The organism is Methylobacterium sp. 285MFTsu5.1, assembly GCF_000383455.1.
In the GTDB taxonomy this organism is placed as follows: domain Bacteria; phylum Pseudomonadota; class Alphaproteobacteria; order Rhizobiales; family Beijerinckiaceae; genus Methylobacterium.
The window spans coordinates 177,819-198,740 of the sequence record NZ_KB911274.1 but is presented as its reverse complement, the minus strand read 5'-3'; the positions used below and the strand labels follow the sequence as shown (position 1 = coordinate 198,740).

23 protein-coding genes are annotated in these 20,922 nt (G+C 71.2%); 13 read left to right on the top strand and 10 right to left on the bottom strand.

The window, feature by feature from the left end:
- Positions 1 to 73: 73 nt before the first annotated feature.
- From H288_RS0111090 to H288_RS0111060, 7 genes are all read left to right on the top strand, one after another.
- Complete coding sequence (locus tag H288_RS0111090) at positions 74 to 1,018, top strand: D-2-hydroxyacid dehydrogenase (RefSeq protein WP_020092656.1); 945 nt, start codon at positions 74 to 76, stop codon at positions 1,016 to 1,018.
- 209 nt (positions 1,019 to 1,227) lie between these two features.
- Complete coding sequence (locus H288_RS0111085; RefSeq protein WP_020092655.1) at positions 1,228 to 2,091, top strand: NADP-dependent methylenetetrahydromethanopterin/methylenetetrahydrofolate dehydrogenase; 864 nt, start codon at positions 1,228 to 1,230, stop codon at positions 2,089 to 2,091.
- A gap of 10 nt (positions 2,092 to 2,101) precedes the next feature.
- The gene (gene fchA / locus H288_RS0111080; protein WP_020092654.1) at positions 2,102 to 2,743 is read left to right on the top strand and encodes a methenyltetrahydrofolate cyclohydrolase; all 642 of its coding nucleotides are present in this window, start codon (positions 2,102 to 2,104) and stop codon (positions 2,741 to 2,743) included.
- 400 nt (positions 2,744 to 3,143) lie between these two features.
- On the top strand, positions 3,144 to 4,322 hold the full coding sequence (locus H288_RS0111075) for a malate--CoA ligase subunit beta (RefSeq protein WP_020092653.1): 1,179 nt from the start codon (positions 3,144 to 3,146) through the stop codon (positions 4,320 to 4,322).
- 16 nt (positions 4,323 to 4,338) lie between these two features.
- Positions 4,339 to 5,229, top strand: coding sequence for a succinate--CoA ligase subunit alpha (gene sucD, locus H288_RS0111070; RefSeq protein WP_010687110.1), 891 nt, complete (start codon positions 4,339 to 4,341; stop codon positions 5,227 to 5,229).
- A gap of 167 nt (positions 5,230 to 5,396) precedes the next feature.
- Positions 5,397 to 8,147: a phosphoenolpyruvate carboxylase gene (locus H288_RS0111065; protein ID WP_020092652.1), complete on the top strand. Its 2,751-nt coding sequence runs from the start codon at positions 5,397 to 5,399 to the stop codon at positions 8,145 to 8,147.
- A 187-nt stretch (positions 8,148 to 8,334) separates the two neighbouring features.
- Complete coding sequence (locus H288_RS0111060; protein ID WP_012320599.1) at positions 8,335 to 9,306, top strand: CoA ester lyase; 972 nt, start codon at positions 8,335 to 8,337, stop codon at positions 9,304 to 9,306.
- 187 nt (positions 9,307 to 9,493) lie between these two features.
- Here H288_RS0111060 and H288_RS0111055 read toward each other — a convergent pair whose 3' ends face one another.
- The 4 genes from H288_RS0111055 to H288_RS0111040 all read right to left on the bottom strand — a co-directional run bounded on the left by H288_RS0111055 (position 9,494) and on the right by H288_RS0111040 (position 12,185).
- Positions 9,494 to 10,345, bottom strand: a complete 852-nt coding sequence (locus H288_RS0111055) for a galactosyltransferase-related protein (protein ID WP_020092651.1) — start codon at positions 10,343 to 10,345, stop codon at positions 9,494 to 9,496.
- Positions 10,342 to 10,935: an SAM-dependent methyltransferase gene (locus H288_RS0111050; RefSeq protein ID WP_020092650.1), complete on the bottom strand. Its 594-nt coding sequence runs from the start codon at positions 10,933 to 10,935 to the stop codon at positions 10,342 to 10,344. Before H288_RS0111050 ends, H288_RS0111055 begins: the two co-directional genes overlap by 4 nt.
- Positions 10,932 to 11,669, bottom strand: a complete 738-nt coding sequence (locus H288_RS0111045; RefSeq protein ID WP_020092649.1) for a PIG-L family deacetylase — start codon at positions 11,667 to 11,669, stop codon at positions 10,932 to 10,934. Before H288_RS0111045 ends, H288_RS0111050 begins: the two co-directional genes overlap by 4 nt.
- Positions 11,670 to 11,861: 192 nt before the next feature.
- On the bottom strand, positions 11,862 to 12,185 hold the full coding sequence (locus H288_RS0111040; protein WP_020092648.1) for an XRE family transcriptional regulator: 324 nt from the start codon (positions 12,183 to 12,185) through the stop codon (positions 11,862 to 11,864).
- A gap of 222 nt (positions 12,186 to 12,407) precedes the next feature.
- On the opposite strand from H288_RS0111040, the gene H288_RS0111035 reads away from it, so the two are divergent.
- Both H288_RS0111035 and H288_RS35615 read left to right on the top strand, forming a co-directional pair.
- Entirely contained in the window at positions 12,408 to 12,923 is a 516-nt protein-coding gene (locus H288_RS0111035; protein WP_026604848.1) for an META domain-containing protein, read from the top strand.
- 94 nt (positions 12,924 to 13,017) lie between these two features.
- Complete coding sequence (locus H288_RS35615; protein ID WP_020092646.1) at positions 13,018 to 13,182, top strand: hypothetical protein; 165 nt, start codon at positions 13,018 to 13,020, stop codon at positions 13,180 to 13,182.
- Positions 13,183 to 13,211: 29 nt separating this feature from the next.
- On the opposite strand, the gene H288_RS0111025 is transcribed toward H288_RS35615, so the two are convergent.
- A complete protein-coding gene (locus H288_RS0111025; protein ID WP_020092645.1) occupies positions 13,212 to 13,427 on the bottom strand; it encodes a hypothetical protein in 216 nt (71 codons plus the stop codon).
- A 108-nt stretch (positions 13,428 to 13,535) separates the two neighbouring features.
- Positions 13,536 to 13,814 carry a hypothetical protein gene (locus H288_RS0111020; RefSeq protein WP_020092644.1) on the bottom strand — a complete coding sequence of 93 codons (279 nt, stop codon included), beginning with the start codon at positions 13,812 to 13,814 and terminating at the stop codon, positions 13,536 to 13,538.
- 158 nt (positions 13,815 to 13,972) lie between these two features.
- Here H288_RS0111020 and H288_RS0111015 point away from each other — a divergent pair, with 158 nt between their 5' ends.
- Positions 13,973 to 14,506 carry a gamma carbonic anhydrase family protein gene (locus tag H288_RS0111015; RefSeq protein ID WP_020092643.1) on the top strand — a complete coding sequence of 178 codons (534 nt, stop codon included), beginning with the start codon at positions 13,973 to 13,975 and terminating at the stop codon, positions 14,504 to 14,506.
- Between the two features lie 40 nt (positions 14,507 to 14,546).
- Here H288_RS0111015 and ppa read toward each other — a convergent pair whose 3' ends face one another.
- Complete coding sequence (ppa, locus tag H288_RS0111010; protein WP_020092642.1) at positions 14,547 to 15,080, bottom strand: inorganic diphosphatase; 534 nt, start codon at positions 15,078 to 15,080, stop codon at positions 14,547 to 14,549.
- 111 nt (positions 15,081 to 15,191) lie between these two features.
- Positions 15,192 to 15,698 carry an N-acetyltransferase gene (locus H288_RS0111005; RefSeq protein WP_020092641.1) on the bottom strand — a complete coding sequence of 169 codons (507 nt, stop codon included), beginning with the start codon at positions 15,696 to 15,698 and terminating at the stop codon, positions 15,192 to 15,194.
- A 205-nt stretch (positions 15,699 to 15,903) separates the two neighbouring features.
- On the opposite strand from H288_RS0111005, the gene H288_RS0111000 reads away from it, so the two are divergent.
- A complete protein-coding gene (locus H288_RS0111000; RefSeq protein WP_020092640.1) occupies positions 15,904 to 16,629 on the top strand; it encodes a tyrosine-protein phosphatase in 726 nt (241 codons plus the stop codon).
- A 3-nt stretch (positions 16,630 to 16,632) separates the two neighbouring features.
- On the opposite strand, the gene H288_RS0110995 is transcribed toward H288_RS0111000, so the two are convergent.
- Positions 16,633 to 17,490, bottom strand: coding sequence for a prephenate dehydratase (locus H288_RS0110995; protein WP_020092639.1), 858 nt, complete (start codon positions 17,488 to 17,490; stop codon positions 16,633 to 16,635).
- A gap of 24 nt (positions 17,491 to 17,514) precedes the next feature.
- Positions 17,515 to 18,258, bottom strand: coding sequence for a 3-deoxy-manno-octulosonate cytidylyltransferase (locus H288_RS0110990; RefSeq protein ID WP_020092638.1), 744 nt, complete (start codon positions 18,256 to 18,258; stop codon positions 17,515 to 17,517).
- A 323-nt stretch (positions 18,259 to 18,581) separates the two neighbouring features.
- Here H288_RS0110990 and H288_RS33895 point away from each other — a divergent pair, with 323 nt between their 5' ends.
- Entirely contained in the window at positions 18,582 to 19,553 is a 972-nt protein-coding gene (locus H288_RS33895) for a cytochrome c family protein (RefSeq protein WP_020092637.1), read from the top strand.
- A 143-nt stretch (positions 19,554 to 19,696) separates the two neighbouring features.
- A complete protein-coding gene (locus tag H288_RS0110980) occupies positions 19,697 to 20,878 on the top strand; it encodes a multidrug effflux MFS transporter (protein ID WP_234081219.1) in 1,182 nt (393 codons plus the stop codon).
- Positions 20,879 to 20,922 lie beyond the last annotated feature (44 nt).

Sequence of the window (20,922 nt, the reverse complement as noted above, 5' to 3'; positions counted from 1 at the left end):
TGCCGGGCCCGCCCCGACGCGCAAGTAAGAACAAGACTATCGAGGAAACCGCCCGTCGTACGAGAGGGGTCCTATGACCAAGAAGATCGTGTTCCTGGATCGTGAATCCCTCGATGCCAGGGTCCGACCGTTCAATTTCCCCCACGAATACGTCGAGCACGAGTCGACCTGGACGCCGGAGGAGATCGTCTCCCGCCTCCAGGGCGCGGAGATCGCGCTGATCAACAAGGTCCCGATGCGGGCCGAGACGCTGAAGCAGCTCCCCGACCTGAAGCTGATCGCGGTCGCCGCCACCGGCACCGACGTGGTCGACAAGGCCCAGGCCAAGGCCCAGGGGGTCACGGTCGTCAACATCCGCAACTACGCGTTCAACACCGTGCCGGAGCACGTGGTCGGGCTGATGTTCGCCCTGCGCCGGGCGATCGTGCCCTACGCCAACTCGGTGCGGCGCGGCGACTGGGCGAAGTCCAAGCAGTTCTGCTATTTCGACTATCCGATCTACGACATCGCCGGCTCGACGCTCGGCATCGTCGGCTACGGGGCGCTGGGCAAGTCGATCGCCAAGCGCGCCGAGGCGCTGGGCATGAAGGTCATCGCCTACGACGTGTTCCCGCAGGACGGGCTGGTCGATTTCGAGACGATCCTGACGCAGTCCGACGTGATCACGCTGCACGTGCCGCTGACCCCCGACACCAAGGGGATGATCGGCGCCGCCGAGCTCAAGAAGATGAAGAAGAGCGCCATCCTCATCAACACGGCCCGCGGCGGCCTCGTGGACGAGGCGGCCCTTCTCGAGGCGCTCAAGGACGGCACCATCGCGGGCGCCGGGTTCGACGTGGTGGCGCAGGAGCCGCCCAAGGACGGCAACATCCTGTGCGACGCCGACCTGCCGAACCTGATCGTCACGCCGCACGTCGCTTGGGCGAGCAAGGAGGCGATGCAGATCCTGGCCGACCAGCTCGTCGACAACGTCGAGGCTTTCGTGGCGGGCAAGCCGCAGAACGTGGTGGAAGCCTAAGCTCAAAATCAGCAACGGGCGTTCCCCTCCCCCCTGCGGGGAGTGGCCAGGGGTGGGGGTGGTGCAGGAGGCACTGCTCCGCTCAATTCTCCACCACCCCCACCTCCGGCTCCTCCCCGCAAGGGGGAGGAGAGGGGCTGCGTCCACGCACCGACCCAACCAACATCAGCGCCGGCGCCCCACGGGCGCGACGGAAAGGTCCCAAGAAAATGACGAAAAAACTGCTGTTCCTGTTCGACACCGATGCCGTGCCGAACGTGTTCGACACGGTCGTCGGCTACGACGGCGGCGCCGACCACATCACCGGCTACGGCGGCGTGAATCCCGACAATGTCGGCGCCCTGGTCGACGGCACGATCTACACCCGCGGCGGCTCCGAGAAGAAGTCGACGGCGATCTTCGTCGGCGGCGGCAGCATGGCGGCGGGCGAGGCGCTGTTCACCGCCGTCAAGAAGCGCTTCTTCGGCCCGTTCCGGGTCTCGGTGATGCTCGATTCCAACGGCTCCAACACCACGGCCGCCGCGGGCGTCGCGCTGGTGGCCAAGGCCGCGGGCTCGCTCCAGGGCAAGAAGGCCGTCGTGCTGGCGGGCACCGGCCCGGTCGGCATGCGCTCGGCCGCTCTGCTCGCCGGCGAGGGCGCCGAGGTCACCATCGCGGGCCGCGCCCTCGACAAGACCCAGGCCGCCGCGGACCAGATCAACACGCGCTTCAAGGTCAACGTGAAGGCCGCCGCGACCCCCGACGAGGCCTCCCGCGTCGCCCTGGTGAAGGGCACGAACCTCGTGTTCACGGCCGGCGCCATCGGCGTCGAGCTGCTGCCGGAAGCCGCCTGGGCGCAGGAATCGTCGATCGAGTTCGTCGCCGACTACAACGCCCAGCCCCCGACGGGCATCGGCGGCATCGACGTGATGGACAAGGGCAAGGAGCGCAACGGCAAGCAGGCCTTCGGGGCGCTGGGCATCGGCGGCCTGAAGCTCAAGCTGCACCGGGCCTGCGTCGGCCAGCTCTTCGAGAGCACCGACAAGGTGCTCGACGCCGAGGAGATCTACGCCCTCGCCAAGACGATGGGCTGAGGAGGCGCCGGTGACCGAGACGCATCGCCCCGAGACCGACAGCATCGAGAAATTCCTGACGGAGCTGGCGAGCGCTGCCCCCACCCCCGGGGGCGGCGGCGCGGCGGCGATCTCCGGCGCCATGGGCGCGGCCCTTGTGTCGATGGTCTGCAACCTCACCATCGGCAAGAAGAAGTACGTCGAGGTCGAGGCCGAGCTGAAGGAGGTCCTGGCCAAGTCCGAGGGCCTGCGGGTCGTGCTCACCGGCATGATCGGCGAGGACGTCCAGGCCTTCGACGCCGTCATGGGCGCCTACGGCCTGCCCAAGAACACCGACGACGAGAAGGCGGCCCGCGCCGAGAAGATCCAGGCGGCGCTCAAGACCGCCTGCGACGTGCCGCTCGCCTGCTGCCGGGCCTGCCGCGCGGTGATCGACCTCGCGGCCATCACCGCCGACAAGGGCAACCTCAACGTCGTGTCGGATGCCGGCGTGGCGGTGCTCTCCGCCTATGCCGGCCTGCGCAGCGCGGCGCTGAACGTCTACGTGAACGCCAAGGGTCTCGAGGACCGCGCGTTCGCCGAGGAGCGGCTGAAGGAGCTGGAGGATCTGCTCGGCGAGGCCGGCGCACTCACCGAGAAGGTCTACGCGGTCGTCAAGGACAAGGTGAACTGAACCGGCGACTTGGGTCAGCACCGCGCGTCACAGCGTGCTCGGTCGGCCCCGTCGACGCCGCCGTCTCTGCGAGCGCAGCGAAGCAATCCAGTTGGCGCCACGATCTCAGAGGTCGCGCTGCCCTGGGTCACGTCGCTGCGCTCGCGATGACGGACAGCGCGTCCTGAACGAAGCGTTCCGGCGTACTTTGTAGCGATTCAACAGTCGAGGCCGGGTGCATCGTGCTCCCGGCCTCGCTGTTTTCCTGTATGCTGCATCGCAATATGAAATACGATCTGTGTTGCGACCGCGAAAAAGTCGCGGTCAATCAGGAGCTTAAAAAATTTGACGGGCGTAATCTTTCGACTCAACTAAAGTAGAGAGCGTCAACGGCGGCAACGAACCGCGGAGGAGGCGCCGAATGGACGTCCACGAGTATCAGGCCAAGGAGCTGCTCGCGAGCTTCGGCGTGGCCGTCCCGAAAGGCGCGATCGCCTTCAGCCCGGACCAGGCGGTCTACGCGGCCACCGAGCTCGGCGGCTCGTTCTGGGCCGTGAAGGCGCAGATCCACGCCGGCGCCCGCGGCAAGGCCGGCGGGATCAAGCTGTGCCGGACCTACAACGAGGTCCGCGACGCCGCGAAGGATCTCCTCGGCAAGCGCCTCGTCACGCACCAGACCGGCCCCGAGGGCAAGCCGGTGCAGCGGGTCTACGTCGAGACCGCCGACCCGTTCGAGCGCGAGCTCTACCTCGGCTACGTGCTGGACCGGAAGGCCGAGCGCGTGCGGGTCATCGCCAGCCAGCGCGGCGGCATGGACATCGAGGAGATCGCCGCCAAGGAGCCCGACTCGCTCATCCAGGTGGTGGTCGAGCCGGCGGTCGGCCTGCAGCAGTTCCAGGCGCGGGAGATTGCCTTCCAGCTCGGGCTCAACATCAAGCAGGTCTCGGCCGCGGTGAAGACGATCATGAACGCCTACCGGGCGTTCCGCGACTGCGACGGCACCATGCTGGAGATCAACCCGCTCGTCGTCACCAAGGACGACCGGGTGCTGGCGCTCGACGCCAAGATGAGCTTCGACGACAACGCGATGTTCCGCCGGCCGGGCATCGCCGACATGCACGACCCGTCCCAGGGCGATCCCCGCGAGGCGCAGGCCGCCGAGCACAACCTCAGCTACATCGGCCTCGAGGGCGAGATCGGCTGCATCGTCAACGGCGCGGGCCTCGCCATGGCCACCATGGACATGATCAAGCACGCAGGCGGCGAGCCGGCGAACTTCCTCGATGTCGGCGGCGGCGCGTCCCCTGAGCGGGTGGCCACGGCCTTCCGGCTGGTCCTGTCGGACCGCAACGTGAAGGCGATCCTCGTCAACATCTTCGCCGGCATCAACCGCTGCGACTGGGTCGCCGAGGGCGTCGTCCAGGCCGCCCGCGAGGTGAAGATCGACGTGCCGCTGGTGGTCCGGCTCGCCGGCACGAACGTCGAGGCCGGCAAGAAGATCCTGGCCGAGAGCGGCCTCGATCTCATCACCGCCGACACGCTGGCTGAGGCGGCCAAGAAGGCGGTCGACGCCTGCTCCGCCGCCAAGACGCAGCACTGAGAGGGGAGACCGCGCCATGAGCATCCTCATCGACGAGACCACCCCGATCATCGTCCAGGGCATCACGGGCGACAAGGGCACCTTCCACGCCAAGGAGATGCTGGATTACGGCACGAACGTCGTCGGCGGCGTCACCCCGGGCAAGGGCGGGCGCACCCATCTCGGCCTGCCGGTGTTCAACACCGTCAAGGAGGCGGTGGCGGCGACCGGCGCCACCACGTCGATCACCTTCGTGGCGCCCCCCTTCGCGGCGGACGCCATCATGGAGGCGGCCGATGCCGGCCTGCGGCTGGTCTGCTCGATCACCGACGGCATCCCGGCCCAGGACATGATGCGGGTGAAGCGCTACCTGTACCGCTACCCCAAAGAGAAGCGGACCATGGTGGTCGGCCCGAACTGCGCCGGCATCATCTCGCCCGGCAAGGCGATGCTCGGCATCATGCCCGGCCACATCTACCTTCCGGGCAATGTCGGGGTGATCTCCCGCTCCGGGACGCTGGGCTACGAGGCCGCCTCGCAACTCAAGGAACTCGGGCTCGGGATCTCGACCTCGGTGGGCATCGGCGGCGACCCGATCAACGGCTCGTCCTTCCTCGACCACCTCGCCCTATTCGAGACCGACCCGGACACCGACGCGGTCCTGATGATCGGCGAGATCGGCGGCCCGCAGGAGGCCGAGGCCTCGGCCTGGATCCGCGAGAACATGTCGAAGCCGGTAATCGGCTTCGTGGCCGGGCTGACCGCCCCGAAGGGGCGCCGCATGGGCCATGCCGGCGCGATCATCTCGGCGGCCGGCGACAGCGCCGCCGAGAAGGCCGAGATCATGCGCTCCTACGGGCTGACGGTGGCGCCGGATCCGGGCTCCTTCGGGCAGACGGTGGCCGACGTGCTGGCCCGGGCCGCGTAGCGCGGCCGGCCCGCCTTACGTCCCGGAACGCGGCGCGGGTCCTCTCTCCCGAGCGGGAGAGGGCGCGCGTCGCGCTGGGCACCGGCCGATGCGCGCCTCCCTCCCGGAGGTGACGGCGCATCGCGCTGAACATCCTCGAGAAAGACCGTGCGCCACGAGGTGGCTCCATGACCCGCACCCTTCACGCAACCCCCGGTCTCGTCGATGCCACGGCCTTCGCGCCGCCGGTGATCGTCGGCACGTCGTCGGAACAGGCGCTGGACATCCTGTTCCAGGCGCTGCTCGACGTCGCCCGCCGGCACGACCCCGACCTCGAGGCGGTCCTGCACGGGACGGCCGACATCTCGCGCTTCTCGCCGCAGATGCTGGCGCGCGCGCTGCAGGTGCAGGGCATCTGGTTCCAGCTGATCTCCATCGCCGAGCAGAACGCCGCGATGCGCCGACGCCGGCACGTGGAGCGCACGGAGGGGCGGGCCGCGCTCGGCGGCTCCTTCGCCAAGGTTTTTTCCGACGCGCGCAAACAGGGGGTGCCCCCTGAAAAAATCCAGGCGCTGCTCAGCGACCTGCGCATCCGCCCGACGCTCACCGCCCACCCGACCGAGGGCAAGCGGGTGACGGTGCTGGAGAAGTTCCGCCGGATCTACCTCGTCCTGCGCGAGCTGGAGATGCCGCGCTGGACCGACCGTGAGCGCAACGGGCTCATGAACGAGCTGCGCGACCAGATCGAGCTGGTCTGGATGACGGGCGAGCTGCACCTGGAGAAGGCGACCGTCGAGCGGGAGGTGGCCTGGGGGCTGCACTTCTTCGACGAGACCCTGTTCGAGATGCTGCCCGAGACCCTGGAGACCCTGCACGAGGCGCTGGCCGAGACCTATCCGGGCACCGAGTTCAGGGTGCCGCCGTTCTTCCAGTTCGGCTCCTGGATCGGCGGCGACCGGGACGGCAACCCCTACGTGACGGCGGCGGTCACCCGGCAGACCCTGCACCGCAACGCGCTCGCCTCGCTCACGCGCTACCGCGACGGCGTCCGCGAGCTGGGGCGGACCCTCTCGCTCACCGAGCGCTCGCTGCCGCTGCCCGAGAGCTTCCGCGCGGAGCTCGACCGGAATCTCGCCGAGAGCGGCCAGGCCCGCGCCATCACCCGGCGCAACCCGGGCGAGCCCTATAGGCAGTACCTGTCCTGCGTCCTGCGCAAGATCGAGGCGACGATCGCCCGCAACGAGGGCGAGCACCCGTCCGGCCCCGACTACGCGAGCGCGGACGGGCTCATCGAGGACCTGCGCACCCTGGAGCGCGGCCTGACCGAGGCCAAGTGCGGGGCACTGGCGCGGGATCTCGTGCGTCCGGTCCGGCGCATGGTCGAGATCTTCCGCTTCTCGACGGTCCGCCTCGACCTGCGCGAGAACACGACCCGGACCACCGACACGCTCCACGCCCTCTGGCGCCAGCGCAACGGCGACGGCGAGCCGCCGGCCCTCGGCTCGGCCGCGTGGCGCCAGTGGCTCGACACGGAGCTCGCCCGGCCGCGCGATCCCGAGCGGTCCTTCGAGGACTTGCCCGACGCCGCCCGCGAGACGCTGGCCACCTTCGCCCTCGTCGCCGAGATGCGCGAGGCCCTCGACCGCGAGGCGTTCGGCGCCTTCGTGCTGTCGATGACCCGCTCGGTGGAGGACGTGCTCGGCGCGTACCTGCTGGCCAAGGAAGCGGGGGTGTTCCTCGACGCCGCCGGGACGGAGATCTGCCCGCTGCCGATCGTGCCCCTGTTCGAGACCATCGACGACCTGCGCGCCGCCCCGGCGATCATGCGGGCGCTGCTCAACGTGCCGGTGGTCCGCCGCTCCACCCGCTGGCAGGGCGGCGTGCAGGAGGTGATGATCGGCTACTCCGACTCCAACAAGGACGGCGGCTTCGTCGCCGCCAACTGGGAGCTCTACAAGGCGCAGAGCAAGCTGACCCGGCTCGGCGAGGAGCTCGGCGTCGGGATCGCCTTCTTCCACGGGCGCGGCGGCTCGGTGAGCCGCGGCGGCGTGCCGACCCAGAAGGGCATCATGGCCCAGCCGCCGGGCTCCATCCGCGGTCGGTTCCGGACCACCGAGCAGGGCGAGGTCGTCTCGTTCAAGTACGCCAACCGCGGCACGGCCGCCTACCAGATGGAGCTGCTGGCGGCCTCGGTGTTCGAGCACGCGCTCGCCGGCGACGGCGAGCGGGTGGGCCCCGGCCACGACGACGCCCTCGAGGCGCTCGCCGGTGCCTCGCGGGCGGCCTACGTCCAGCTGCTCCAGACCGACGGCCTCGTCGACTACTTCCAGGCGGCGAGCCCGCTCGACGAGATCTCCCTTCTCAACATCGGCTCGCGTCCGGCCCGCCGCTTCGGCGCGCGCTCGCTCTCGGACCTCCGCGCGATCCCCTGGGTGTTCGCGTGGTCGCAGAACCGGCACGTGATCACCGGCTGGTACGGCGTCGGCTCGGGGCTGGCGAGCTTCATCGACGTGCGCGGCCGCGACGGCGAGGCGACCCTCAAGCGGCTGTTCAACGAGTCCCGCATCCTCCGCCTCGTCCTCGACGAGGTCGAGAAGACGCTGATGATGGTCGATCTCGACATCGCCCGCGCCTACGCGGGCCTCGTCCAGGACGCGGGCGTCCGGGACCGGATCTTCTCGATGATCGAGGCCGAGTACGCGCTCACCCGCGAGATGGTGCTGCGGGTGAGCGGCGGCACGGAGCTGGCCGAGCGCTTCCCCCTGTTTCGGGACCGCCTGAAGGGCCGGCTCCCGACGATCAACCAGGTCAGCCGCGAGCAGGTCGAGCTGCTCGCCCGCTACCGCGCGGAGACCGACGAGGACCGGCGCGAGGCGGTGAAGTCGGCCCTGCTCCTGTCCATCAACTGCATCGCGGTCGGCTTCGGGGCGACCGGATAGGGGAGGGTCCAGCGGGCTCCCTCTCCCGCGCGGGAGACGGGACCCGTGCCTCGATCCCGTACCGGGGACCCGGTCCATTCGTGCAGCCGCGCCCTGTCAGCGACCCACGCGCGCGCCATTTGCCGCCGATGAACGGGACCGCATCCCGCAACGGCACCAGAACCGTCACCAGGAGAGAGAACCCAAGATGAGCTTCACCCTGATCCAGCAGGCCAAGCCGCGCCTGCACCGCTCCGAACTCGCCGTGCCCGGCTCCAACCCGACCTTCATGGAGAAGTCGGCCTCCTCGGCGGCGGACGTGATCTTCCTCGATCTCGAGGACGCGGTCGCCCCGGACGACAAGGAGAAGGCCCGCACCAACATCATCCAGGCGCTGAACGACCTGGATTGGGGCAACAAGACCATGATGATCCGCATCAACGGTCTCGACACCCACTACATGTACCGCGACGTGGTCGACATCGTCGAAGCCTGCCCGCGGCTCGACATGGTGCTGATCCCCAAGGTCGGCGTGCCGGCCGACGTCTACGCCATCGACGTGCTGGTCACCCAGATCGAGCAGGCCAAGAAGCGCGAGAAGCAGATCGGCTTCGAGGTGCTGATCGAGACGGCCCTCGGCATGGCCAACGTCGAGGCGATCGCCCAGTCGTCGAAGCGGCTGGAGGCGATGTCCTTCGGCGTCGCCGACTACGCCGCCTCGACCCGCGCCCGATCCACCGTCATCGGCGGCGTGAACCCCGACTTCTCGGTGCTGACCGACAAGGACGAGTCCGGCAGCCGCCAGACCCACTGGCAGGACCCGTGGCTGTTCGCCCAGAACCGCATGCTGGTCGCCTGCCGCGCCTACGGACTGCGCCCGATCGACGGACCGTTCGGCGACTTCTCGGATCCGGACGGCTACCGCTCGGCGGCCCGCCGCTGCGCGGCCCTCGGCTTCGAGGGCAAGTGGGCGATCCACCCGAGCCAGATCGAGCTCGCCAACGAGGTGTTCACCCCCTCCGAGGCCGAGGTCACCAAGGCTCGGCGCATCCTCGAGGCCATGGAAGAGGCCGCCAAGGCCGGCCGCGGCGCCGTGTCCCTGGACGGCCGCCTCATCGACATCGCCTCGATCCGCATGGCCGAGGCGCTGATCGAGAAGGCGAACGCCATGAAGGGCTGAAGACGGCTCCGACGCGGGCGGATCCCAGCCCCCTGGCCGGGATCCGCCCTCCGCACGGCGAGGAACGTCTCGTCCTAGCGAGCGCAGCGAAGCAATCCAGGGTCGCGGCTACGGCGACATGCGTGTCGCTGCCGGGTTGCCTCGCTGCGCTCGCGAGGACGGCGGCGCCGCGTGGCCCGAAGTCCCGTCAGAACGGCTGATCGTCCGGTAGCCGCGCCGCTTCCATCTCGTCCGGCGTCGGGTCCCGGTGAACCACGATCCCGGTGGAGCGGTCCGCCGCGATCAGCCCGAGCCGGGCGAACCCGTCGAGCCAGCCGTCCATCGGCCAGATCCCGTGCCGGTCGTGGAAGCGCGCCGCGTTGGCGACGATGTCGCGGAAATGCTGCAGCGGCGGGTCGTAGCCCGGATGATGCTGGTGGTAGGCCCGGGGGCCGCCGAGGAACAGGATCGGCACGCCGGCCCGCTCGGCCCGGAAGGCGAGGTCGGTGTCCTCCGCGCCGTAGCCTGAGAAGGTCTCGTCGAAGCCGCCGAGGCGGTCATAGGTCGCGGCCCGCACCGCGAAGGCGAGGGACCAGAACAGGCCGGGCTGCGGCGCCGGCGCCACCGTGCCGGCGGGCGGGAAGGCCCGCACCGGGTGCGGCGCGCCGAGACGCGCCAGATCCGTCTCGCGCCACCCGTCCGCGACCGCGCCGGCCGGCAGGTAGCCGATCTCGCAGCAGATCAGGCCGTCCCGCTCGGCCACCGCCCGCGACAGGCCCGCGACGAGCCCCGCCGAGGGGATGCAGTCCACGTCGAGGAAGATCAGCGTGTCGGCACCGGCGGCCCGGCGCCCGGCATTGCGCGCCGCGGCGAGCGGCAGGCCGGCACGCGGGAACGGCACGCGCTCCACCGGGAAGGGCAGGGCCGGGTAGGGCGCCGCGTCGTCGCCGATCTCGACGACGACGCAGCGGTCGGGCGGGTCGCCGCGGCCGAGGCCTTCGAGCAGACGGGTCAGGTGCGCGCGCCGGCCCTTGTTGAGGGTGATGACCGCGACGCTCACGGGGCGGTTCCGGCGCGCAGGACGTCGATGCGGTACTTGTCCGTCCGCGCCTGACTCAGGACCTGTGCGAAGGGTGCCGACAGCCGGATGAAGCCCTCGGCGGCGCCGTCACCCGAGAGCGGGTAGTCGGTCTCGCCCAGCCAGTGCACCAGCACGATGTCGCCGCCGGGCGCGATCGTCGCGCCGGCCCGGCGCACGAGCGCGGCGAAATCCTCCGGGGCCAGGAAGTACAGGAACTCGGAGAGGACGATCAGGTCGAACCGCTCCTCGGGCCAGTCCGCCGGCATCGTGCCCTGCCGGATCTCGACGTGGGGGCGATCCGCGCAGCGCGCCCGGGCGTCCTCCAGGGCGGCCGGAACCAGATCCGTGGCGAGCAGACGCTCGCAGCGCTCGGACAGGGCGTGGGTGAAGACGCCGATGGAGCAGGCCGGCTCGAACGCGGCCCGGTAGCGCGCCTGCGGCAGGGCCGCCAGCGTCGCCGCGTACTTGTCGCGCTCGTAGGACGACGAGGTGAAGCGCCAGGGATCCGGGTCGCTGGCGTACATGCCGAGGAAGTAGTCTTCCGGCAGGGTCTTCGTCCGGCGGCTCATGCGGGGACCGCGACGAAGCGCTCGTAGGGGCCGCAGAGCCGGTCGATCATGGCAGGCTCGAGCCGGAAGCCCTGGGGATCGTCCGCGATCAGGTCGGTGGTCTGCGATTCGTGGGCGGCGACGGCGCGCGCCTTGGTCTCGCGATAGGCGGAGACGTCGAGGCGCAGGCCGGCGGGGCTCGGCCCGACCTCGGTCTCGGGCGGCAGGGTCCAGCCCCAGACGGGGTACTCGTAGACGCGGACCCCCGGCATCTGCGGCCGCGCGAGGGCGACGATCGCCGCGGCCGCCTTGTGGTCGCAGTGGGGATCGTGGCGCCACGTGACGAAGACCGCGCCGGCCCCGATCGCCGCGGCCGCGCGGGCGACCGCGGACGCGGCGGCCTCGGCCCCGGGGCCGTCGCTCGGGACGTGCGCGTCCGGGAGGCGCAGGAAGGTGACGGCCTCGGGCCCGAGGCCGAGGACCGCCACGGCCCGCCGGGTCTCCGCCTCGCGCAGGGCGCGCAGTTTCTCGGGCGGGTAGAGACGGGAATGCGTGTGCGACCCGCAGCCGTCGCTGACCACGACGAGATGCACGGGCCGTCCCGACGCCCGGGCGGCGGCGATCAGCCCGCCGCATCCGAGGCTCTCGTCGTCGGGATGGGGCGCGACCACCACGAGCCCCCGGCTCCCCAGGAGGGCGTCGAGGCTCGCCACGGGCAGCGCGTCGGCGGCGGCGAGGAAGGCGTCGGCGCGCATCAGCGGCCTCCGATCCGGTCGGAGGCCGACAAGACGAAGGCCAAGGGAAAGCGCCGGTCGCACCGCGACGGGCTGCTGACGGGATCGATCACGGGACGCTCCACGGACGGTGCGCGGGTTGTGGCGTCCCGGGTTGTCAGGCGCAGCGCATGAACGCGCCATGAGCGGCGCGTTCGGGCCGGCCGGCGGGTGTCAGCGATCGTTCTCGGTGGTGAGCGCGTCGGCGCGGGTGCCCTCGTCGACGCCCCGGCCCGCCGCGAGGTGGACGCCCGGCGTCGGCGCGTCGCGGAAGACCGCACCGGCGGCGCTGAGGGCGCTGCGCAGGGCCTCGACTTGGCCACTAGGCGCGTCGCTATAGCCGCCCTCGAAATCCCGCACGAATCGCTCGTCCAGGCCGACCTTGCCGGCGAGATCGGCCTCCGACCAGCCGAGCAGCCCGCGAGCCGCCCGCGACTGCGCCGGGGTCATGGCGAGCGCCCGGGTCCCGCTCTGCGCGCCCTCGTCCGATCCTGCCAAGGTGATCCTCCTGCTTCGCACTGATCAACAACGATCGCGGTCCCGGATCGTTTCCGGGCGGTCTTCGGCCGAGCGCGACCATAATTGTGCTGAAATCCTGTCGCATCCGGCAAGGCGCAAGGATTCGGAGCGGCCCACGCGAGGGGCCGGACCGCGCGGCCCGCGCGGCGCTTCCGGACCGGGATGACCTGCGCGCGGCGCGCGCGACATGGGGACTGGACGATGAGAGGGGTGCTGATCGCGAGCTTGGCCTGTGCCGTGCTGGCCATGGACCTGACCGCGGCGACGCAGGCGCAGGCGCAGATGGGCGGCTCGCCCACGGGCTTCGGCCGGGGCAACCGCCGGCCGGGCGGCGAGGAGGAGAAGAAGCCCCAGTACGTGCCGGGGACCAAGGCCAGCGAGAAGATGTTCCCGCTGGACTCGACCTGGACCGCCGTGAGCCTGAACGGCAAGCCGTTCACGGGCGGCGACCGGCCGAGCTTCATCATCGACAAGCAGTACCGCGCCCGCGGCTACGGCGGCTGCAACACCTTCGCGGCGACCGCCTTCCCGCTCAAGGAGCAGCACATCGCCGTCGGCCCGCTCGCGCTCACCAAGAAGAGCTGCGACAAGGGCCTCGCGGCCGCCGAGCAGGCGTTCTTCATCGCCCTGCGCACCTCGGCGGTGTGGGACATGGTCGGCTCGCAGCTCGTTCTGAAGAGCCCGAACGGCGAGCTGAAGTTCGACCGGGCCCTTTAAGGGCCGGTTCACCACGCCGAACGACGACGGCCGCCGATTCAGACGCTCTTGAGGGACGTCGGCGCTCACTCCTCCGGTATCGAGGAGTGCGCGGATGCCAGTCGGGATCGGGATCGGACGCGGGGATCCCCTGCGTCCCGCGGTGACGAGGACCGCGCGCTTCTCGGGACCCGAGGGCTTCCATCCGGGCGCCCTCTGGCTCGCCGCGGCGTCGCCGCTCCTGGCGACCCTCCTCCTCCTCGTCCGGCTCGCGGCCTGAGGGGGAGCCTGCGCCGACCGGTCCTAGCCTCAGCGGGTGCCGGTCGCGTCCGGCGCCCGCGAGGTCTCGGAGGCGCGGTGCGTCTCGGGCGAGGCCTCCGAGCGCAGCATCACGGGCGGGAACAGGGCCGCCAGACCCGCGGCCACGCCGTACAGGACGGGATCGGCGTTCGCTCCCGCTTCGGGCGGACGGAGATCGCTGGTCAGCTTCGTGCGCCGGCGGGCATCGCGCGCGTTCGCGAGCATCTGTCCGCGTCTCCGTTGTTAGCGTGTTCGAAACGGTCAATGCCGCGTTCCGCGTTTCGTTGCCGCGGACGTCCGATATTTCTCCCGGCCCTCGATCGCGGCCGATTCTCAGCCGCGGCGCCGGAGGATCGGCACGGACCGACCGTCCGGCAGCGGGCAGGCGGCCGGGACGACCTCGACGATCGACGCGCTCGGACAGCGCGCCCGGCAGCCCTCGGCCGCCGCGATCTGATCGCCGCCGCAGGCGTCGGCGAAGCAGAAGGTCCCGAGATCCTCGCACGTCGCCCGGAACCGGCCCAGCGCCGCCGGCCCCCGCAGGTCCGCGGCCCCGGCCCCCTGCGTCAGCAGGAGAAGCGTCAGACCGATCAGGGCCGGGAGGCGTGCCATCTCTGTCTCCGATCCGGGTCACGACCGCTTGCGGAGCCAGCCTAGCATTGGCAGCCTGGACGCGCCGTACCATTCCCGCGACACGTGCCGCGCGTCATCTGTCGCGATCCCGGCCGCGCCGCGCGGCCGATACCACCGCTCTTCCGTGAAAGGCCGCCATGCCGCTCTATGCCCTCGACGAGCACGTCCCCGACCTCGCCGACCCGGCCCGGGTCTGGATCGCGCCCGACGCGCAGGTGATCGGCCGGGTGCATCTCGGCCTCGATGTCGGCATCTGGTTCGGCGCGGCCCTGCGCGGCGACAACGAGCCGATCCGCATCGGCGACCGCACCAACGTCCAGGAAGGCGTGATCATGCACGTCGATCCCGGCTTCCCCCTCGTGATCGGGACCGACGTCACGATCGGGCACGGCGCGATCGTGCACGGCTGCACCATCGGGGACGGCAGCCTCGTCGGCATGGGGGCGACGGTTCTGAACGGGGCCCGGATCGGCCGCGGCTGCCTCGTCGGCGCCAACGCGCTGGTCACCGAGGGCAAGGAGTTCCCGGATCACAGCCTGATCGTCGGGGCGCCGGCCAAGGCCGTGCGCACCCTCGACGAGGCCGCGATCGAGGGTCTGCGGCAGGCCGCCCTGCGCTATGTGGAGAATGCCCGGCGCTACCGGGCCGGGCTGCGCCGCATCGACGGCTGACGGGTACGGGCCGCTCCCCGGAGGAGCGGCCGGAACACCCTTACTTCTTGGCCTTGCCGCGCTCGATCGCTTCCTCGATCAGCCGGTGGGCCTCCTCCTTGTCGCCCCAGCGGACGAACTTGACCCACTTGCCGGGCTCCAGATCCTTGTAGTGCTCGAAGAAGTGCTGGATCTGCTGGATCGTGATGTCGGGCAGGTCGGTGTAGTTCTCGACCCGGTCGTAGCGCTTGGTCAGGTGGCGCGAGGGCACCGCGATGATCTTCTCGTCCTCGCCGCCCTCGTCCTGCATCACCATCACGCCCACGGGACGCGCGCTGATGATCGCGCCCGGCAGCACGGCGCGGGTGTTGGCCACCAGCACGTCGCAGGGATCGCCGTCGCCCGACAGGGTGTGGGGGATGAAGCCGTAATTGCCCGGGTAGAACATCGGCGTGTACAGGAACCGGTCGACGACCAGCGCACCGGATTCCTTGTCCATCTCGTACTTGATCGGCTCGCCGCCGAGCGGCACCTCGACGATCACGTTGACGTCGTGCGGCGGCTTCTTGCCGAGCGGGATGGCGTCGATCTTCATGGCCTGTCGCTTCCGGAATGCGGTCTCGTCCGCTTCCCGGATCTCTTAGAGGCGCCGCCTGGCAAAGCAAATCAGTCGATGGTACGGCCCGGCAACGAGCGCTGGAAAACGTTAGCCGAAGAGAAACCCGACCTTCGGGAGCGGGAGGCCCGCCACGCGGTCCAGCACCCGCGGGCCGGCGACGCCGCCGAGCCCCTCGTAGAAGGCGCTCGCGCGGGCGTTGTCCTCCAGGCTCCACACGCCGAGCCGCGCGAAGCCGTGATCCGCGAGGTCGTTGCGCACCGCCCGGAACAGGCGGCGGCCCAGGCCGACGCCCTGGTACTCCGGCAGCAGGTAGAGTTCGTCAATCTCCGCCTCGGTGCCGAGGGACCGGCTGCGCGTTCGCCCGTAGGCCGCGTAGCCGACGACGAGTTCGCCCGTCTCGACCACCGCGATCGGCCGGCCGCGGCGCAGGGCGCCCCGCCACCACGCCCGGTCCCGGGTCGAGATCAGCCGCTCCAGGGCGACGCCCGGGATGATGCCGCGATAGGCCTCGCGCCACGACGCGTCGAACACCTTGGACAAGCCGCCGAGGTCGGCCTCGCGGGCCCGGCGGATGCTCGTGGTGCGCGTGCTCATGGGCCTCGGGCCTCCCATCGTCCGACCGGCGGATAACTCGCGCGGTCCGCGCAGGTTCGATGCCGATCCGGGCGGAGTGAAGGCAAGAACGGCGCCGGATCGCGTCGGTGTGGTCGACCGCGTGCCGGTCGGGGGCCGGGCCCGCGAATTGCCGGGCCGCCGGGTGGCTGGTAGAGCCCGGGCTCGTTCCCTCGGCAGCCTGGCCTTGTTCAACCGCTTCCTCAAGCCCGAGACGCGCTACGCGCGCCGCATGGCCCGGATCGCCCGCTTCGAGCGGCCGATCGCCGGCCCCGGCGACCGGCTGATGGCCTGGGCCAGCATGCTGCTGATGGACCACGGCGTGTTCCGCCTCGCCTACCTCAACCGGCACCGGGTCGGCACCGGCGCCGTCTGGCGCTCGGCCCAGCCCGGTCCCCACCAACTCGCCCGCTTCCGGGCCGAGGGCGTGCGGACGATCATCTCCCTGCGCGGCGGGCGCGAGCACGGGTCCTGGCCGCTGCAGCGCGAGGCCTGCGAGCGCCACGGCCTCAAGCTCGTCGAGTTCGTGCTCCGCTCGCGGGAGGCGCCGGACCGCGCCACCATCCTCGGCGCCAAGGCGTTCTTCGCCGGCATCGAGTACCCGGCCGTGATGCACTGCAAGTCCGGCGCCGACCGGGCCGGCCTCGCCTCGGCCCTGTACCTGATCCTGCACGAGGGCCGCCCGGTGGCCGAGGCCGCCCGGCAGCTCTCCGCCCGCTACGGCCATCTCCGCTTCGCCAAGACCGGGATCCTCGACGCGTTCTTCGCCCGCTACCGCGTCGAGGGCGAGGCGCAGGGCCTCGACTTCCTGACCTGGGTCGAGACCGTCTACGATCCCGAGGCGCTCAAGCGGGATTTCCGGCCGGGCTTCTGGTCGGATCTGGCCGCCGACCGCATCCTGCGGCGGGAGTGAGGATCACTCCGCGGGCGGCCGCGCCGCCTCGCGGAACGGGTGGGCCGGGTAGGTCCCGATCACCCGCAGCTCGCGCGAGAAGAAGCCGAGCTCGTCCAGCGCGCGGCGGAGGCCCGTATCCTCCGGATGGCCGTCGACCTCGGCGTAGAACTGCGTGGCGGTGAACTCGCCGTCGACCATGTAGCTCTCGAGCTTCGACATGTTGACGCCGTTGGTCGCGAAGCCGCCGAGCGCCTTGTAGAGGGCGGCCGGGATGTTGCGGACGCGGAACACGAAGCTCGTCACGCAGGGCTCGGCGCCCTGGGCGACCGGCTCGGGCTCGGGGGAGAACACCACGAACCGGGTGGTGTTGTGCGCCTCGTCCTCGACGTCGCGCTCGAGGATGTCCAGGCCGTAGACCTCGGCGGCGAGAGCGGGCGCCAGGGCCGCCCGGCTCGGGTCGCCGATCTCGGCGATCTCGCGGGCCGCCCCGGCGGTGTCGCCGGCGACCACGGCCTTCAGGCCCAGCCGGCGGATTATGCGGCGGCACTGGCCCAGCGCGTGGACGTGGCTGTGGACGCTCCTCAGCGCCTCGAGCTTCGTGCCCGGCAGGACCATCAGCTGGAAGTGGATCGGCAGGAAGTGCTCGGCCACGATGTGCAGCGGCGAGATCGGGATCAGGTGGTGGATGTCGGCGACGCGGCCCGCGATCGAGTTCTCGATCGGGATCATCGCCCGCTGCGCGCGCCCCTCCGTCACCGCCGCGAAGGCGTCCTCGAAGGTCGGGCAGGGCAGCGGCGTCCAGTCCGGGTAGGCCTCCGCGCAGATGATGTGCGAGTTGGCCCCGGGCTCACCCTGGTAGGCGATGGTGCGGTCGGTCATGGCGGCGCGGATTCGTTCGTCGGGTCAGTTCAGGCGCCGACCCTGCAGCAGGGCGCGGGCCCGTTCCAGGTCGGCGGGGGTGTCGACGCCCAGCGGCAGGTCGTCGACGATGGCGGCATCGATGCGCATGCCGGCCTCGAGGGCCCGCAGCTGCTCCAGCTTCTCCCGCACCTCCAGCTCGCCGGGCGGCAGGGCCACGAACCGGCTGAGCGCCGTGCGCCGGTAGGCGTACAGGCCGATATGGTGCCAGAGGGGCCCGTCGCCCCAGGGCGCGCGGGCGCGGGTGAAGTAGAGGGCGCGCAGGCGCCCGGGACCGACCGCGTGGCCGACGAGCTTGACCACGTTGGGGTTGTCGGCCTCGTGCGGATCGGTGATCGGCGCGCAGAGGGTGACGATGTCGACGGTGCGGTCGGCGAGCGGCGCGACGGAGGCGCCGATGATCGCCGGGTCGATGGTCGGCAGGTCACCCTGCACGTTGACGACCACGTCGTGGCGGCCCTCCGGATCGACGATCTCCAGGGCCTCGGCGAGGCGATCGGAGCCCGACGGGTGGTCGGCCCGGGTCATCACCGCGAGGCCGCCCGCGGCCTCGACCGTGCGGGCGATCTCCGCCGTGTCGGTGGCGACCACCACCGGGCCGATCCCGGCCTCGACGGCCCGGCGCCAGACATGGACGATCATGGCCTCGCCGGCGATGTCGGCCAGCGGCTTGTTCGGCAGGCGGGTCGCGGCGAGGCGCGCCGGGATCAGGACCAGGGGATCGGACATCGAGATTCGGATCCGGATGCGCGGATCGAGCGGCCGCGACGGGAGGCGGCCGGCTGCTTAACAGGCCGGCCCCTGGTTGTCGTCCCCCGGGAACGGGCCTGCGGAAACGGGCCGGGCCGCGGTGGAGAAAAGGTGCCACCCGGTGACAAGCTGGACAATTCAGTGGAACAATCCTGCGCCGGAGCGACGCGGAACGCCCCTGCGGCATTGTCAGGAGCCGCCCGGAACCGCTAAGGCAACCTCGAAATCTTCCAATGTCCGGTGTCCGAGCCCGCTCGCCCGTGTCAGGCGCGCGTTCGGCACGGCCGAGTTGCGAGAAGAGCATGAACTCGTTCGAGGTGAACAAGGTCCTGGGTGCGGTCCTCGGCGCCCTTCTGTTCGCGGCCGGATCGGGTTTCGTCGCCGAATTGATCTACCACCCGAAGCCGGCGGGCAATGCCGGCTACGACTTGCCCGAGCCGCAGCCCGAGGCCGCCTCCGCGGCGCCCGAGGCCAAGGTCGAGCCGATCGCCGTCCGCCTCGCGAGCGCCAATGCCGAGAAGGGCGAGGCCGGCACCAAGGCCTGTCACGCCTGCCACAGCTTCGAGAAGGGCGGCCCGAACAAGGTCGGCCCCGACCTGTACGGCATCGTCGAGCGGCCGAAGGGCGCGCATGCGGGCTTCGACTACTCGGCGGCCATGAAGGAGAAGGGCGGCACCTGGACCTACGCCGACCTCGACGAGTTCCTGACGAACCCGAAGGCCTACGTGAAGGGCACCAAGATGGCCTACGCGGGCATCGCTGCGCCGCAGGAGCGGGCCAACGTCATCGCCTACCTGCGGACGCTAGCCGAATCGCCGAAGCCGCTGCCGGCCGTCGAGAAGACCGACGCCGCGCCGGCGGCCGCGCCCGCCGCGGCCAAGCCCGAGGACAAGCCCGCCGCCGACAAGCCGTCCGCCGACAAGCCCGCCGCCAACAAGGCGTCCGAGGGTAAGGACAGCCCGGCCAAGCCCGCCGATACCGGCACCGCCAAGCCGGTCGAGGCGAAGTCGCCCGGCAGCCCGCGGACGACCGGCGAGTCGAGCGACCGCAACGCGCCGGCTCCCCCGGCCAGCGCCCATGACAGCGACCAGCAGGGTCAGCCCTCGAGCCTGATCCCCGCCGAGCCGACCGCGCCGACGGCGCCGGCCGCCAAGGAGCCGGCCGCGAAGGCCAATCCCGAGGCCGTCGAGCGGGCGAAGGATCTGGAGGTCGGCGGCCCGACCAAGGATCTGAACGCGCCGCTGCCGACCCCGCAGCCGCTGCCGAAGGAGTAGGCGGCACGGCCGGGTGCGGGGCCGGGCACGGTCCCGCCCCTCGCGTGCCTGGCGCGTTCCGCCGGCATGGCTCCGGGCGTGACCCTTGCTCTAAGGCGGCTGCGCCCCGGCATCCGGCCGGATCGAGAACCGCGTAGGGCCCCTTGACTGATCGACGTCCCGCCGTGCCGGAGCGCCGGGCCCCCCTGCCGCTCCTCGTCGCCGTGACCATGACCGGGACGGTGGCGCTTCACATTTTCGTGCCGGCGCTGGCGGCGGCGGCCGTCGACCTCGGCACCAACGCCGCCGGCGCGCAGCTGACGATCACCGTCTACCTGATCGGGCTCGCGGGCGGTCAGCTCCTCTACGGGCCGCTCTCGGACCGGTACGGGCGGCGCCCGATCCTGATCGGGGGACTCGGCCTCTACCTCGCCGGCCTGCTGCTCGCGATCCCCGCGCCGAATATCGGGGTCCTGCTCGTCGCCCGCGTCCTGCAATCCCTCGGCGCCTGCGGCTCGCTGGTGATCGGCCGGGCGATGGTCCGCGACGTCTCGACCCGCGAGGACGCCGCCCGGAAGCTCGCGATCCTCACCACCGCGATGACGCTCACGCCCGCGCTGGCCCCGGCGATCGGCGGCGTGGTGAACGAGGCCTTCGGCTGGCGCGCGGTGTTCGTGGTGCTGGCCGGCCTCGTCGCCGTGCTGGGCGCGCTCGTGGTCTTCACCCTGCCCGAGACCAACCGCCACAAGGTGGCGCTGCCGGGCTTCGTCGCCGTCCTGTCCGGCTACCTGCGGCTGGTGCGGGTCCCGGTGTTCCGGGCCTACCTGGTGGCGGGGGCCTGCGGCGGCACCAGCCTGTACGCGTTCCTGGCGGTGGCGCCGTTCCTCCTCGTGGACCGGCTCGGGCGCTCCTCGCAGGAGGTGGGCTTCGACTGCCTGATCGTCGTGTTCGGCATGGTCGGCGGCGCCGTCCTGGCGAGCCGGCTCGCCGCCCGGGTGCCGATCCGCAAGGCGGCGCGGAGCGGCAATCTCCTCTGTATCGGGGCGGCGCTGTCGCTGCTGGTCGTGGACCGCACCGGCATGCTCGGCGTGGTCAGCCTGATCGTGCCGCTCTTCGCCTACGCGGTGGGCGTCGGTCTGCTCAGCCCCAACGCGGTGGCGGGGCTGATGAACGTCGACCCGCACGCCGCCGGGTCGGCCTCCAGCCTCTACGGCTTCACCCAGATGACGTTCGGGGCGCTGTTCACGGCCGCCGCCTCCGCTTGGCCGGCGACCTCGGCGACGCCGGTGGCGCTGGCGCTGCTCGCGGCCGGGCTGATCGCCGCGCTGGCGCTCCGGCGGGCCTGAACGGGGTTTCGAACGGTCGAGCGCCGGCCCCGGCGGCGCTCGCT

Bases quoted from the DNA above. Each gene is read 5' to 3' on its own strand.
- H288_RS0111090 (WP_020092656.1), top strand. From the start codon at position 74: ATGACCAAGAAGATCGTGTTCCTGGATCGTGAATCCCTCGATGCCAGG.
- H288_RS0111085 (WP_020092655.1), top strand. From the start codon at position 1,228: ATGACGAAAAAACTGCTGTTCCTGTTCGACACCGATGCCGTGCCGAAC.
- H288_RS0111075 (WP_020092653.1), top strand. From the start codon at position 3,144: ATGGACGTCCACGAGTATCAGGCCAAGGAGCTGCTCGCGAGCTTCGGC.
- sucD (WP_010687110.1), top strand. From the start codon at position 4,339: ATGAGCATCCTCATCGACGAGACCACCCCGATCATCGTCCAGGGCATC.
- H288_RS0111065 (WP_020092652.1), top strand. From the start codon at position 5,397: ATGACCCGCACCCTTCACGCAACCCCCGGTCTCGTCGATGCCACGGCC.
- H288_RS0111060 (WP_012320599.1), top strand. From the start codon at position 8,335: ATGAGCTTCACCCTGATCCAGCAGGCCAAGCCGCGCCTGCACCGCTCC.
- H288_RS0111050 (WP_020092650.1), bottom strand. From the start codon at position 10,935: ATGAGCCGCCGGACGAAGACCCTGCCGGAAGACTACTTCCTCGGCATG.
- H288_RS0111045 (WP_020092649.1), bottom strand. From the start codon at position 11,669: ATGCGCGCCGACGCCTTCCTCGCCGCCGCCGACGCGCTGCCCGTGGCG.
- H288_RS0111035 (WP_026604848.1), top strand. From the start codon at position 12,408: ATGAGAGGGGTGCTGATCGCGAGCTTGGCCTGTGCCGTGCTGGCCATG.
- H288_RS35615 (WP_020092646.1), top strand. From the start codon at position 13,018: ATGCCAGTCGGGATCGGGATCGGACGCGGGGATCCCCTGCGTCCCGCG.
- H288_RS0111025 (WP_020092645.1), bottom strand. From the start codon at position 13,427: ATGCTCGCGAACGCGCGCGATGCCCGCCGGCGCACGAAGCTGACCAGC.
- H288_RS0111020 (WP_020092644.1), bottom strand. From the start codon at position 13,814: ATGGCACGCCTCCCGGCCCTGATCGGTCTGACGCTTCTCCTGCTGACG.
- H288_RS0111015 (WP_020092643.1), top strand. From the start codon at position 13,973: ATGCCGCTCTATGCCCTCGACGAGCACGTCCCCGACCTCGCCGACCCG.
- ppa (WP_020092642.1), bottom strand. From the start codon at position 15,080: ATGAAGATCGACGCCATCCCGCTCGGCAAGAAGCCGCCGCACGACGTC.
- H288_RS0111005 (WP_020092641.1), bottom strand. From the start codon at position 15,698: ATGAGCACGCGCACCACGAGCATCCGCCGGGCCCGCGAGGCCGACCTC.
- H288_RS0110995 (WP_020092639.1), bottom strand. From the start codon at position 17,490: ATGACCGACCGCACCATCGCCTACCAGGGTGAGCCCGGGGCCAACTCG.
- H288_RS0110990 (WP_020092638.1), bottom strand. From the start codon at position 18,258: ATGTCCGATCCCCTGGTCCTGATCCCGGCGCGCCTCGCCGCGACCCGC.
- H288_RS33895 (WP_020092637.1), top strand. From the start codon at position 18,582: ATGAACTCGTTCGAGGTGAACAAGGTCCTGGGTGCGGTCCTCGGCGCC.